This window comes from Rossellomorea sp. SC111 (assembly GCF_024733565.1).
GTDB lineage: Bacteria > Bacillota > Bacilli > Bacillales > Bacillaceae_B > Rossellomorea.
On record NZ_JANIOC010000004.1, the window covers coordinates 232,859 to 247,650 of the forward strand.

Below are 14,792 nucleotides of genomic sequence, written 5' to 3' on the forward strand. Positions count from 1 at the left end.
CCCTGAACATGAACGTAGATACGCTCTGTAATCGAAGAAAACCAGCCTTTCCGGCAAAGTCTCCAGAAAGGCATGATCACCTTCAGGCAAGGGATGAATCCCTCTCCACGATTTGCTCGCCTACAAGCTGCCCGCTTAAGGTAACCATAGGCATTCCGCCTCCCGGGTTCACCGTCCCCCCGACAAAATAGAGATTGTCATAGCGTTCACTCTGTTTCGGATGCTTGAACCCTTTATTCTTCTTTTTGTCCGAGACGGTCCCATAAATCGCACCGCGGTCGGAGCCATACGTGCGTCTGATATCTTCCGGTGTCCACATATCACGAGTGACAATGTTGTCACGCAAGCCATCGAGGCCCATTTTCTCCAATTTGATCAGGACCCGCTCAGCGAATTGTTCATAATCGGCTTGAGTATACGGATTTTCATCCCGGATGAAGGGAATATGAGGCAGCACTTTAATATTTTCATGTCCTTCAGGCGCCTGTGTCGAATCGGTCTTATTGACGTTCACGAGATAAATGACCGGGTCTTCAGGCAATTCACGGCGATGGAAAATCGATTGCATTTGCTGCTTCATATTTTCGGCGAAAAAGAAATTATGATGGCGCAGCTGCGGATAACTCTTCTTCACGCCGAGATGCATGACGAGACCGGAACTCGCCGGTTCGAATTTCTTTTTTAATTTTTTAATATAGTGGCTGTCTTCCTCCAGCAATCGCTCGTATACCGGTATGACTTCCATATTGGAAACAAAGTAATCTGCCGTGAGGCGTGTCCCGTCTTCCAAAACGGCTCCGGTAATTTCGCCATCCTTCTTTTCAAGTTTGACGATCGGCCTTCCAAGGTGGAAAGTTACCCCCACTTCTTCCGCCAGCTTCACGAGACCGTCCGCGAGCTTGTGTAAACCGCCGGGAACATACCATACTCCCTGGTCATGCTGCATGTAGATCATCATATTCATCACGGCCGGCGCATCATAAGGGGACGAACCCACGTACTTGATAAAATAGGAGAGCATATCGCGGAACTGCTCATTGCTGATCCGCTTATCGAGGGATCTATGTACAGTAGATAACAGGTCAAAGTTCTTCAAGGCCGAGAACAGTCCCGTATGCTTCATCATTCCTCTCGTCGAATCAACCCCATGCTTAAATAATGTTTTATCCGTCATATCATAGAGGGTTTTCGAATAATCCAGCAGACTCTGATATTCACGAATGTCCTTTTCACTGAGAGACCTGTTCTTCTCTCGCATGTCGTTCACATCTTCATATAAGTCTATGACATTTCCATCGGGGAAAAAGGAACGCCATTGATGATCCAGCTTCTCAATCGGGACATAATCCTTCATGGATTTTCCGCTGGCCGCGAACAATTTCTCAAAAATCTGCGGCATCGTCAAAATGGACGGCCCAAGATCAAAACCAAAACCATCCTGATCCAGCCGGTTCAACTTTCCACCAATGTGATCGTTTTTTTCATATAAGGATACATCGTACCCCGCCTGTGCGAGTGTTATGGCAGCCGACACCCCGCCGAGCCCGCCTCCAATGATAAGTACCGTTTTATTTTTCAATGGTTACCGTTCCTCCCGTTCCGAAATCTTGTTTGGAGCATGTATGTTTTCTAAAACACATTCAACATCCGCCTGTCCTTCGTGGCAGTTCCCTTTCTGGGTCTTTGAACTTAGGTGGGGCCAGACTTACTTCCAATGAATCAAGTCTGTACCCTTCTTCCTTATCTTATACCCTTGCGCCCTCTAAAGGGAAACGTTGGATGTGCTGATCAATGTTCACTAGTGGGGGTCTTCAGCCACAGCCTTGATTTTCCCTGCGATCAATTGCCAGGCCTTTTCGGCTCTTTCTTTTGGTCCCAGATGGGTAAACGCATGGGAACAGTCCCTGAATAACTCCTCTTGAACGTTCACCCCTGCTGCTTTTAATTTCTCCGCGTAACATTCGGCTTCCGGCCTGAATGCATCGGACTCAGCTATGAGAACCAGGGCTGAGGCTAAGCGGCCACTAACCTCGGCACGGACAGGGGAAGCGAGAAGATGCCCCGCTTGTCCCTTGACTGGGACGTAGCACCTATGGATAAAATGGGCTACTCTGGGAAAGCGCGAACGCCACTTGCCCGGCTCCGGCTTCTCCGCATGAGGGGTGACAAAATCAAGCATCGGGCACGATAGCACTTGGAGCAGCGGCTGACGCTCCCCTTTCTCTTCAAGATAGAGACAAAGGGCTGCGGCAATATTCCCACCTGAGCTTTGTCCGCCAACCATGACCTTTTCTGCATCAATCCCCAATTCCTCCGCTCTCCCCTTCACCCATTGAATAATTTCATAGCCCTGTTCAATGGCTTTCGGAAAAGGATGCTCGGGTGCTTTGCCATATTCGACATTCAGAACAATACACTCTGCCTGATTCGCAAGATAGCGGCAATAGGGATCATCCAGCTCCTTGTCATTCATAATGAACGCTCCGCCATGGAAGTTGATATAGACAGGGCGTTTTTTCTGGTTTGCTGCCAAAGGATAATAGAAGGAAACGGAAGTGGGTCCGACAGATGTTTCTACTAACATATCTTTTTTCATTTTTACTTTCTGCCGGGGGATCATAGGTGTTTTATTTGATTGATTAGAATAGAGGCGCAGTAATTTTGCGATAATGGTGGGGAACATAAACGTAACCTCTCTTTATGAATAGAGTATCTAGCATTCTACTAAACAGAGCAAGTCCGTCTTTCTTCTGTCTATTACACTCTTTTCACTATTCCCCGTTTGTTTCCCGGAAAAACTAGGAAGGATCGATATTACAGTTTGTAGAGATTCGCATATAAAAAGAGAAGGATCGTTAGGCATTCTGTTATGTAGAATTCAACAAAAAGTGGCATAACCCTTTTTTATGAACGAGCTGGGGACAGTTCTTATCCTATTTTCTGATAGGTTCGGTGACACACGTCTTGGGTGAAGACTTTTGTTTTAGATGATTCATCTCTTAGGAATAGGTGAAGAGATGAGTGGACACTGTACCCACTCTTTCCAGTCCGGGATACACGCCTAAAGAAGAGAAACTGTTGAACTGACCTAGTAAAATGGATAAAGAAATATGAAGGAAACCACGAGGACTTGCTTTGGTAGGAAAACCCCAAACAGTTTTACAACCGAAAAAGGAATAAATAAAGAAGTGTATTACAAATAAATCACTTTCATAATTACCGCAATAAGAGCAAACGGGATTGGAATTAACGGAATCGTACTTAATAAACCCAATACACTCCCCTCCCTTTTTCTGTGTTTAAACATATAGATTATGTTAGGGATGAAAAGTATTAGCGTAATTTGTGCTATTATCGCAATCATGTCTCTTAGATAGGTTTCTGCATCCCCAGTAAGCATTATACCCACAACAAAAACAATAGCCAGAACCAAGTAAGCTGGAGATAATTTCAAATTGAATTTTAAGAATCGTTTAACCACTTCATCACCCCTTTCTAACTATTTCACAAGGGAGGAGAAATCTCCTCCCTTGATTCAAAAATTAATGAGAAGCACAGGGACGGTTCTCCTGCTTCCATTTCATCCATTTAAATCCTTACCCAACTCCCCCCACTAACCCTCTCCCTCCCAATCAATCCCCCATCCTCCACCACACCCAACAAATAAAGGTGCCTGACCCCCAGCACGCTAAAACTTTACCATGCTGGGCATCAGGCACCAATCTAGTGCACTAATGTATAGCTATCATCAATTAGAGGTCCGTCCCTCTAATTCTCTTATTGCGCTGATCGCTCCTATTTTTGTACAGACAGTTGCTCCTACGCGATTGCTGGTTGAAATGACGTTCTTTAATTGTTTGAAATCCTCCAGGAGGGCTTTCGGATCTGGATAGTGATTGAGTTGATGCAGTGTCGCCCCAACGAATGCGTCTCCTGCTCCCGTTGAATCAATGGAATGAACGGGAATGCTTGGGACGATACACGATTTTTTTCCATTTGAAACGAGTGTTCCATCCTTCCCAAGGGTGACGGCAACTGTATTTGCTCCCAGTCTATGAAAACGTTCGACTCCATCTGATAGATGGGCGGAACCAGAAATGATCTTACATTCCTCTTCGCTTACTTTGACGAAGTCTGCTTGATTGATGCACTGCTCCGTCACCCCTATGAAGTCCACCTCTCTCCCTTTCCATAAATCGCTTCGAAAGTTCGGGTCAAAGGAGACGAATTTCCCTGCTTCTTTGACCGTTTGGATGAAGGATACGTACGCGGATTTAAAGGGATCATCCAGTAAGGCGGTAGCCGATCCAAAGTGAATGATGGAAGATTCCCTCCAGCTGCTTTCATGAAGCTCTTCCTTGTTCAGATAGGCGTCCGCCCCACGATTAAACACGAAATCCCTTTCCCCATCTCCTTTCAATGATACAAATGCCAGAGTCGTAGGATGATGCTCATCAAGAAGAATGGAAGAATCATCAATGGTAAGATCTTTCATGGTCTTTTTTAGGAAATGGCCGAACGGGTCATTTCCTACTTTGCTCAGGAATCTGGCGCGCCCCCCAAGTGTGGTAATGGTGGCACACACATTGGCGGGAGCCCCTCCTGCTTGCTTGGAAAAATGTTGTCCCTGAGCTAGGTCTGTATTAATATCGGTACAAAAGAAATCGATGAGCAGTTCACCGATGCACAGGATTGACGGTTCATTCATATGCTCAAACTTCCTTTCCCCAGATAGATGAAAGCTCGGTAACCGAGAGATCTTCTACCTTGGCACCCCCGCCAAGGGAAGTGAGGGAAAGGGTGTGATTCGTTCCCTGTGGGAAAATCAGGTTGGTTAATGCTCCCCGTCCTCCCTGTGCGAATATCTCTAAGGAACACGAGTCCAAGAATAATTGAAGACTGATTGTATCGTCCAATAATGCCACAGGACATTTGGAAGTTGCCGGAAATGAATCCGAAAACTGATGTTTTCCTGACTGAGTCCGATCAACTGATAACAAGTGGTTGATTCGATTGTACCGGATACTCGTTTTCTCATCGGATGAATGGTGGATCGTCAGACTGAACTCCTCTGCCTCTTTCAACGTTACAGCCAGGTTTACTTCCACTAATTCATGATTCACATCCATTACGTATGCATCTTCCGTCAGCTCTATCGCTTTCGTGACCTTTGATTCTTTTCTGATTCCATTCAACTCGGTTACGGGCTTTTGTAAAAGATGAACACCATCTCTAGTAGAAATCAAGGTCAATTCCCGAGGCAGCGTCATGGCTCCTCTCCACGTTTCAGTCGGAACCTGGTTTGCATATCTCCAGTTGTTCATCCACCCAATATAGATGCGTCTCCCGTCCTTTTCAGGAATATCGGACCAGCTCACTCCGGCATAATTGTCCCTCCCGTGATCAAGCCAGAGAATGGTGTCCTCACCGTGATGGTTAATGAACGTCTTGCCGTCAAAGTCCCCAATAAAGTACTGTGTCCTCGACCCTTCCTTGAAATCGGGATTGTCACCAATGCTCACCAGCATCACCCATTTCACAAGATCGGGATTTCCGTCGACCATAAGTGGAAACAGATCCGGGCATTCCCATACTCCGAAATGGGCTCCTTCGTCCTGGCCGAATTCACTGGCGAACTCCCAGTCGATTAAATTAGGTGACGTATAAATGGTAATCGTCTGACCTGTCGCAAGCACCATGACCCACCTTTCAGATTCCTCATGCCAAAATACTTTGGGATCCCGGTAATCGGTAATGTCTTCATCTGACAGAACAGGGTTTCCCTCATATTTCTCCCACGTCCTGCCTTGATCAAGACTATAGGCCAGACTTTGCCTTTGTCTTGGACGATCGGAATCCGGATAAGAGTCCGCATGTGTGAAAATGGCGACCAGCCCGCTATTTTCCTCTTCAAAGAACCCAGATGTATTCTTCCAATCCACCACGCAGCTTCCAGAGAAAATAGCCCCGTGCGCGTCAGGATATAGAGCGATCGGCAGCTCCTCCCAATGGATCAAATCACGACTAACCGCGTGTCCCCAGTGCATCGGTCCCCACGTGGTTCCTTGTGGATGATATTGAAAGAAGAGATGATATTCCCCTTCGAAATAGACCATCCCATTCGGATCATTGAGCCACTTTTCCTTCGGGGAAAAATGAAATTGTGGACGATAGGTTTCTGTATAAAGGCACATTTTTTCTTGAAATTCGTTCGTCATGAGAATCCTCCTTTGCATTCAAAAGACTGCGCGATTGCCAAAGCAAGGCACAGTCTGAATATTGATTATGATTGGTTACGGTCATATCCATCCTGCTTGATTTTCAGCCACTCTTGTAACCCAAGGCGATCGAGTTCTTTCAAATAATCCGCCCATTCTTCATCAGCTTTCCCGTTGGTGATCCATTCCGCCTTCTTACGCTGCACATAAGCAAGCAAATCGGTCTCGATCTTCGAAAGCTTATCTAACTCCTCAAGGGAGAAGAATACTTTTGGATAGATGTTATCCGCCTTCATATCCGGTACCATGACATCCTTCATGAGCCCCAGTCTCCAGGCAGCATCGTCCGGTTTTGTCGTCACGGGTCCATAGTATTCGTCCAGAATTGCCAGTGGACCGCCTACGGATGTCTTTTCCCTGAGCTCAACAGGAGCCGTTCCTTCTAATGGAAGGTGCTTTAATGAATGACTGGCACTATCCATTTCGAAGATGTTCTGCTGTTTGTCATCCCCATATGTTCCCCAGTTATTCTGAACCGATTGTAGCGGGTTATAGAATTGATCGATCCATTTCGCCGTCAGTTCAAGGTTCTCGTTCGCACTCGTGATGACCATTCTGTTCCGGTCAAATCCCATTCCGTTCGTTCTTGCCACATTCTTCGTTCCATCAGGTCCTTCAAGGGCCGGCATGAGGTCGTATTGATCGTTCATACCCGTGATATTGGCTTTATCCCATGTGAAGTACATGCCGTAACGTCCTTCTTTCCCTTTCGACAGGTAGGTATTCCAATCCTGTTCAAAGGCTTCTACGTCAATCAAATCTTCTTTATATAATCCATTTAAATAATTGATGGCATCCTTATACCCTTCGTCGGCTGCTGTCAGCTTCACTTCACCGTCATTTGTGACGACAGTGTGATCCCAGTTCTCACCGAGTCCGAATGAACCGAACAAGAAGGACACATCTTCACCTCCATGGTTGATGATGAAGGACATCGGGATTTCATCTGCCTCACCGTTCCCGTTTGGATCCTGCGTCTTGAATGCTTTCAGGACTTTTTTAAGTTCATCGGTAGTTTTCGGCATCTCAAGCCCCAGTTTATTCAGCCATTCGACATTGATCCATGGGAAGTCATCGACGGAGTGGATACTTTCCTTTCCTGAACCAAGCTCTTCAATCCAAGGGAAGGAATAAATATGTCCATCCGGTGCCGTCATCATCGAACGATATTCAGGCGCATCGTCCAAGACCTTTTTCAGGTTGGGCATATGCTCATCAATCAGATCCTCAACAGAAACAATCGCTTCATCCTTCGCAAGCTTCAACAGCTCATAGTCACTGTACCCCGCATTCATGATCGCGTCTGGAAGCTCGCCGCTTGCGACAGCCAGATTCCGTTTTTCATTAAAGGTTTCCCCCGCTGTATAATTAGTCCAGTCGATCTTCACTCCCGTTTCTTCCTGGAGTCTTTTGAAGATCAGCTTTTCATTTGGATCATCCGGAGCAAGTGGTGAGCTGGATGTCATCATCTTAAGCGTCACTTGTTCCTCTAAAGGAAACTTCACATTTTCCAGTTCATAATTCTCAGAAGAAGCACTTTCACTGTTGTTGCTGCATCCTGCTGCAAGCAGCATACCTGACATTAGAATCGCCGACATTGTCTTCGCCTTTTTCCCCATTGTTAAACCCCCATTGATAAAATATAGATTATTTTAAAGATCCCACCATTACACCTTTTTCAAAGTATTTCTGGAAGAATGGATACATAATGATCAGCGGTAAGCTCGCTAATACGATGGATGAATACTTGATCATCTCTGAAATCCTTTGCAGTTCAGCTGCCGCCTGCTGGTCAGCGATCATTCCCGGCTGCACCTCATTCTGGATGAGGATCGATCGCAGAACGAGCTGTAACGGGTACAAATCCCGGTCTTCGAGGTAGATCATCGCATCGAAATATGAATTCCATTGTGCGATGAACGCATAGAGCGCGATGACAAAGATGATCGGCTTTGACAACGGAAACACAATGTTCAAGAAGATTCTGAACTCCGATGCCCCGTCGATCCTTGCTGCTTCCTTCAACTCATTCGGAATCGATTTGAAGTACGTTCTTGCAAGGATAATGAACCAAACGTTGATGGCATTGGGAAGGATGATCGCCCAAATCGTGTTCAGCATCCCTAAGTCCTTCACCACCATATACGTCGGGATCAATCCTCCGTTGAAGAACATCGTGATGAGAAAGAACACCATGATGAACTTTCGTCCGACTAGCCCTTCAGCCGAGAGGGAATAGCCGGCAAAGATGCAGACACTCACGGTGATGAGGGTGAACCCGGCAGAATAGAGAATCGAGTTGATGAATCCTTTGACGATTGTACCGTCCTCGAAGATCCGTTTATATCCCTCGAGCGTCCAATCCGAACCGCTGATGAGTAATCCTTTTTTCACCAGAACATTCGGCTCAAGAACCGAGGATAGTAGAACGTACATCAAAGGGAACAGAACGATGATCACGATTCCCCCAAGCAGGATTTTGTTAATGAAAAGAATGAGTTTATCACTCCTGGTGTATTGGTACATCTCGTTTCCCCCTTTCTATAAAAGGCCTTCGCCTTCGTTTAATTTCTTGACCACACGGTTGACGAAAACCAACAAGATGACATTGATGACGGCATTGAACAACCCTACTGCCGTGGCGAATGAATAGTCACCAGCCTGCAGTCCCCTTTTGTATACATAGGTCGAAATGATTTCCGAGGTTGGCAGATTCATAGACGTCTGCAGCAGATAGGCTTTCTCAAATCCGATCGCCATGATGCCTCCTGCAGCCAGGATGAACAGGACCGCCATGACAGGCTTCAATGTCGGAAGATCGATGTGCCAAATGCGCTGCAGCAGGGACGCCCCATCTACGGTTGCTGCATCGTGAAGCTGGGGATCCACATTGGCGAGTGCTGCCACATAGATGATGGATGCCCACCCTGCCCCTTGCCAAACCCCTGACCAAATATAGATGCTTCTGAAGGCATCGGGATCAGACATGAACGAAATCGGCTTATCCGAAAATACCGACAACATCGCATTAATGGGTCCCGTAGGTGATAGGAAGAGAAAGATCATACCCGAGATGACGACGACCGAGATGAAATGCGGTGCATACAGGATGAGTTGTAAATTTTTCTTTACTCCTGCTTTTCTGAGCTGATTCAGCATGAGTGCAAGGATGATGGGAATCGGAAACCCGATCAGCAGCTCGAAGGAACTTAATTTCAACGTATTGATCAGGATATCCATGAAATTCGGAGACGATAGAAAGTCCGAAAAGTGCTTCAATCCCACCCATTCACTTCCATTGATCCCCCTGATGGGACTGAAATCCTTAAATGCGATGGACGCCCCGTACATGGGAACATACTTGAAAATGATCGTAAGAATGATGGCCGGTAAAAGAAACAAATAAAGAATATAGTTTTTCTTCATATAGTGGAGCTTGGTTTTGAGTTTCGAATTTTTCTTTGTTTCCGTTAAGACTGGTGTATCTGCCTTCGCAAGTTCTTGCAATCGTTTGACCCCCTTTTTATAAATCACTTTGTTCAGAAACAATGACCCCGCCCTTTTCGGTGAGGATGTCTATTGAGTTCACTTTACTAGAATCCCAGAATGAAAACGTTTACTATTTTCGGATGAAACAGTTTAAATTTTTTGGAAGTTCACCGCACAAAAAAAAACCTCTGGCGGCTGCCAAAGGTTTCTATTCCAAATCATTCAGTTCTTCATTGATCTTTTTGACCGCTTCTTCTGCCGATGTTTTGACATCCTTCCCTCCGATTCCCACATCTTCAAATAACGTTTTGACTGCTTCACTCACGACAGGATAAGCTGGGGTGATCGGTCGATTCCTTGAGTACTTTTGTGCCTGTTCCACGAAAATATTCTTCGGATACTCATTGAACTCGGGAAAGGCTTCCGCAACAGAATAACGAGCCGGAACATCTCCGGTGATCTCCACATACTTCTTTGCACCTTCAAAGCTGGTGACATATCGGATAAACTCCCATGCCTCATCGGGATAGTCAGTTTCAGATGAAATTCCGAGGGACCACCCTCCGTTTGGAACCGCCTGTTCGCTCCCTTTCGGCAGGGCGGTAATCCCGAAATCCTCACCCAGCCGGAAATCAGGGTTCATCATACTGAGACTCTCTACCATCCAGGAACCGAGGACCGTCATACCGAGCTTATCGGTCTCCAATGCCTCCTCAGGGAGTTCGACCTTGGCTACCCGGTGTTTCTGATAGAGATCCTGATAAAACTGTAATGCTCTTAATGAAGCTGGGGAGTTCAAATAACCACTCGCTGTCTGATTGCCCGGATCCAGTACATCCCCTCCAAATTGCCAAAGGATAGGCATCTTGAAGTAGGATGGCGACTCCCCATCCGGAAATCCCTGGCCCGGGTCGACCCCCGTGATGTCAGGTGCTAAAGCAGAGATTTTCTTAGCTGCCTCGAGGACCTCATCCCAAGTCAACGGGTCATGTGTATTTTTGGAAGGGAGGGGTACCCCTGCTTTTTCAAACAAATGAATATTATAAAAAAGGGCGACACTCGACTCTGCAATGGGGGATAAATAGATTTCATCCTCGTATGTGATTCCTTTCAATGTAGGGGTTGCGAGATCCTCAATATGACCATCTTGTCTCATATAATCATCCAAAGACAGCAAACCACCCGCACTTGCATAAAGAGCAAGAGTCGGCGTATCGATCGTCAAAATATCAGGTGGATCACCTGCTGCCATCTCGGTTCTAAGCTTCAACTCATAATCCCCATAAGGGATAGGGACCATCTCCACTTCGATCGTGGGATGCTCCCTATTAAAGTCCGCAACCAGCTCTTCATACGCCTGATTCTCAAGCTCCGTCCCTTTGTTTCTCCAGAATGTCAGGTGGATCTCGGCTTGTTTATCCGGCATATCACCCGCCTTATCCCTGTTGCTTTCCTTGAAGGAGGTGAAAGTGAAGATGCTGTAGATCCCTGCTGTCAACATTAGTATCGCCGCCAGAACATAGATGATGGTTAATTTATACTTCATCGCGCCTCCCCCTTATCCACAGTCATGGATTTCCGGTAATCAAGTGGTTTTAGTCCAAATCGCTTCTTGAACACCGTACTGAAATACCCTGAATTGGAATAGCCGACAAGATGGGCAATCTCGATGACCTTTAACTGCTCATCCATCAACAGGGAACGGGCTTTTTCCATTCGTAGGTTGACGAGATAATCACTAAAATTCTGTCCTATCAGTTCTTTGAACATCTCCGATAAATAGGCAGAGTTGATATGGAATTGATCAGCAAGGGAGGAAAGTGAAATTTCATTGGTGTAATGCCTGTCCATATACCGCCTTACATTCTCCACAATGGCAATGCCATTAGAGGAATGGCGGGTTTCACTCACCTTTTCCGCAATCATTCTTGCGAGGTCCAGCAGTTCTCCTTTAACCCGGTCACGGGAAGTCAGTTCCCATATCCCCAGTTGACAATTCCACATCTTCTTCTTCAAATCATCGGTATATAGATCATATTTTCTTGCCATTGATCCAAGCATGAAGAGCACCCGGCTTGCTGCAAAAGAATACGACATCACTGATTGCCGGTCGCATTCAGCAAGAGTTATCAGAAGATGTTTTTTGAAGCTCTCGAAATCCCCCTGCTCCATACTGTTGGACAGCTTCCACTCTGCATCCTCAGTGAACTCTGCGGTCTGTTTACTCGATGTCCCGTCGATGAGCTGGGACATAACATCAGCTGAACTTTGGCTCCAGGAAAGAAGGGCCGAAATATATCCGTTCTTTAATTGTGACAAACCCCTGACCACTTTCCCCAGTCCGATGACCGTTTCAAGATTGAGATAGGCTCTGACATTCTTTTGCAGCTCCTGAACAAAGTGAGGGACTTGATCTCCCCCCGAGTGATGATGACATAGAAAGTGAATCATATTCGGGTAACTCGTGTCATAGAAGGACATGATTCCTTCATGCTTATAAGATAATTCTCTGCACAACATCTTGAACGGCAGAAACAAATCCCTCACTTGTTCGGAGTCACTACTTCGAATCTCTACGGTGATGAACTGGACGACCGTATCCTCACCCACTAGCACATCAAGCTTAAGCTGACTCAGTCTCTCCCCGGAAATATTCTTCTCTGCCCATTCATCCTTCACCAAATGAAGCAAGTACTGCTCCCTCATTTCCTCGGCGTGGAATTTGTTCATTCTATCCGTTTCCATCCTTCTCTGCTTCTCCTCCTCAATCTCGCCCCTGCTTTTCCTGAGGGCAGCCGTCAATTCCTCGGGATCGACCGGCTTAAGCAGATAATCCTTTACTCCTTCGACCAAAGAAGAACGGACATACTCGAAATCCGCGTAACCCGACAGGACGATCACCTTGATCTCCGGATACTTACCCGATAACGCTTTCACAAGCTGCATCCCGTCCAAGACCGGCATCCTGACATCGGTCAGGACAAGATCCGGTATCACCTCTTCAATGACCTGTAACGCTTCCTTACCATTCGAGGCTTCACCGGCAATAACGAAGCCTTCTTCATCCCAATCCACTTTCCACTTCAACCCTCTTCGGATTTGAATCTCATCATCGACCAGAATCACTTTCAGCATGAAGATCCCCCTCTCCATTTTTTATGCGTAAGACAATGGTTGTGCCCAGATTCTCTTTGGATGTAATGTGATAGGTGAAATGTTCTCCATAATACAACTTCAAACGTCCCAGGACATTTTTAAGCCCGATGCTTCGTCCTTTGCTTTCGAGTACTTGACTGGATTCATGACGACCCAGGTCACGCTCCAATTCTTCCACAATAGACTCAGGGATCCCGATTCCATTATCCTCAATCATAATCTCCACCCAGTCATCCACTTTCTTCGTCGAAATGCGAAGAACGGCCTCGGTTTTCTCTATGAAGCTATATTTCACAGAATTCTCCACGAGTGGCTGGATGATAAACTTGATGATCGGAAGCGTAGAGGCTTCAGGATCTTCCTCAATAGAAACGGAGAGAGAATCTTCATAGCGCAGCTTCAGAATTTCCATAAACCTCCGTATATAGGTCATTTCTTCTCCGAGGGTCACCATGTCCGATTCCGTATTGAGGGAATATCCCATGATCCTCCCTAAATGGATTGTGACATCGATCACCTCTTTGTTCTTCCCTTGAGCTGCGAGACCACCGATGGTTTCCAGAGTATTATTGAAGAAATGGGGATTGATTTGCAGGAGCAGCGCCTTGTATTCCGCGTCCCGTCTACGGATATTGGCTTCATATTCCGTTTCGATCAGGGTGTCGAGGCGGTTGGTCGTCTGGCCGAACACATCCACCACATAGCCGATCTCATCATTTGCTGTCTTAATGGAAGGAATCAATTGCTTCGCTTTCTTAAATTCTCCCTTTTCAACAAGTTTCATGGCACCGGTCAATTTCCCCAAAGGCTTTACGATAGTAGAAGAAAAAAGATAAGACGCCATGATCGTCAATAAGAAAATCCATCCACTCGTCAAAAGGAGATTCCTCTGAAGCTCATTAATCTGAGAGAACAGTTCGGACTTGGTAATTTCACTGACCAGTACCCATTCCCCTACCTTTGCCTTCTGATAGAAAATCATATACTCTTCTTTCTCGAAAGGGACCTCTATTAATCCCGAGCTGTTCGTCTCTGTCTTGATAGTCTTTAAGCTTTCCTTTACTACATTCTCCGGTGTATCGACGCTGCCCGTCAGCACATTTCTACCGAGGCTGTCCAGGAGATAGACTCTCCCGTTCTCACCCAGCTTGATCTTGCTTAAGGCATTCTCAAGAAGGGACGATGGAAAATTCACCTTGATCACCCCGGATAAATCAAGAGTATTGATATCAAAGAGTGGCAGAAGGTAACTGTTCACCTGATCCGCCATCAGATCATTATGAGATCGAAGCCAGCGTTGATCGTCTTTATAGAATTCATCGAACCAAATGGTTTTCTCCAGAGGAGGAAGATTCCCGGCTGTCCCGGTTCCATCGTTCAGGTAAACGGATACGGACATCGACTTGGAATTGTTGATCATCATCGAAGATAACTCCGCCTTTAACTGGTTCTTCATTAAAAGACGTTCAGCATCCGTTGCCTTCCTTTCATCCTCCTCGGACTTGATCCATTCCTGAGTCGTAGGGTTCACCAGTACCTGCTTTCCTAAATCCTCTGCCTGCGACGTGATCGAATCAATATACAGGGAATACTGCTCCATCATTTCAATCGTCGAACTCGTCGTACGTTCCTCCATAATGGACGTAAACCAGTTGGGAATCAGAATCGACAGAACGAGAAAAGGAAAAGTCAGCAGCAAGGTGAAGATCATAAACAATCGGTTGCGAAGTGAGAAAAACATATGGCCTCCATGGTTAATGCAGAATAGGATTCTATTGTTTGAAAAGTGAAACTACTATTCTACTAAATTTACCATAGAATGGGTGGGGTAAAAAGGGAGAAAAATAAGCAGAGGGACGGTTCTCCTGC

At 46.1% G+C, this 14,792-nt stretch carries 11 protein-coding genes; all 11 read right to left on the reverse strand.

From position 1 onward, the window contains the following. Positions 1–82: 82 nt before the first annotated feature. The gene (locus NQ095_RS06915; RefSeq protein WP_258262739.1) at positions 83–1,579 is read right to left on the reverse strand and encodes a phytoene desaturase family protein; all 1,497 of its coding nucleotides are present in this window, start codon (positions 1,577–1,579) and stop codon (positions 83–85) included. Positions 1,580–1,798: 219 nt separating this feature from the next. Beyond that, complete coding sequence (locus tag NQ095_RS06920; protein WP_258262740.1) at positions 1,799–2,683, reverse strand: alpha/beta hydrolase; 885 nt, start codon at positions 2,681–2,683, stop codon at positions 1,799–1,801. 510 nt (positions 2,684–3,193) lie between these two features. Continuing rightward, positions 3,194–3,481, reverse strand: a complete 288-nt coding sequence (locus NQ095_RS06925; RefSeq protein ID WP_258262741.1) for a hypothetical protein — start codon at positions 3,479–3,481, stop codon at positions 3,194–3,196. A 267-nt stretch (positions 3,482–3,748) separates the two neighbouring features. Beyond that, entirely contained in the window at positions 3,749–4,708 is a 960-nt protein-coding gene (locus NQ095_RS06930; protein ID WP_258262742.1) for a carbohydrate kinase family protein, read from the reverse strand. Between the two features lie 4 nt (positions 4,709–4,712). Then, positions 4,713–6,218 (reverse strand): glycoside hydrolase family 32 protein, encoded by a 1,506-nt coding sequence (locus NQ095_RS06935; RefSeq protein ID WP_258262743.1) that lies wholly within the window; start codon positions 6,216–6,218, stop codon positions 4,713–4,715. Positions 6,219–6,283: 65 nt separating this feature from the next. Next, positions 6,284–7,897: an ABC transporter substrate-binding protein gene (locus tag NQ095_RS06940; protein WP_258262744.1), complete on the reverse strand. Its 1,614-nt coding sequence runs from the start codon at positions 7,895–7,897 to the stop codon at positions 6,284–6,286. A gap of 28 nt (positions 7,898–7,925) precedes the next feature. Next, positions 7,926–8,804, reverse strand: coding sequence for a carbohydrate ABC transporter permease (locus NQ095_RS06945; RefSeq protein ID WP_258262745.1), 879 nt, complete (start codon positions 8,802–8,804; stop codon positions 7,926–7,928). A gap of 15 nt (positions 8,805–8,819) precedes the next feature. After that, positions 8,820–9,785, reverse strand: a complete 966-nt coding sequence (locus tag NQ095_RS06950) for an ABC transporter permease (protein WP_375162815.1) — start codon at positions 9,783–9,785, stop codon at positions 8,820–8,822. A gap of 190 nt (positions 9,786–9,975) precedes the next feature. After that, entirely contained in the window at positions 9,976–11,313 is a 1,338-nt protein-coding gene (locus tag NQ095_RS06955; protein WP_258262746.1) for an ABC transporter substrate-binding protein, read from the reverse strand. Beyond that, positions 11,310–12,902, reverse strand: coding sequence for a response regulator transcription factor (locus tag NQ095_RS06960; RefSeq protein ID WP_258262747.1), 1,593 nt, complete (start codon positions 12,900–12,902; stop codon positions 11,310–11,312). Before NQ095_RS06960 ends, NQ095_RS06955 begins: the two co-directional genes overlap by 4 nt. Continuing rightward, a complete protein-coding gene (locus tag NQ095_RS06965; RefSeq protein ID WP_258262748.1) occupies positions 12,877–14,664 on the reverse strand; it encodes a sensor histidine kinase in 1,788 nt (595 codons plus the stop codon). Before NQ095_RS06965 ends, NQ095_RS06960 begins: the two co-directional genes overlap by 26 nt. Between the last annotated feature and the right edge of the window lie 128 nt (positions 14,665–14,792).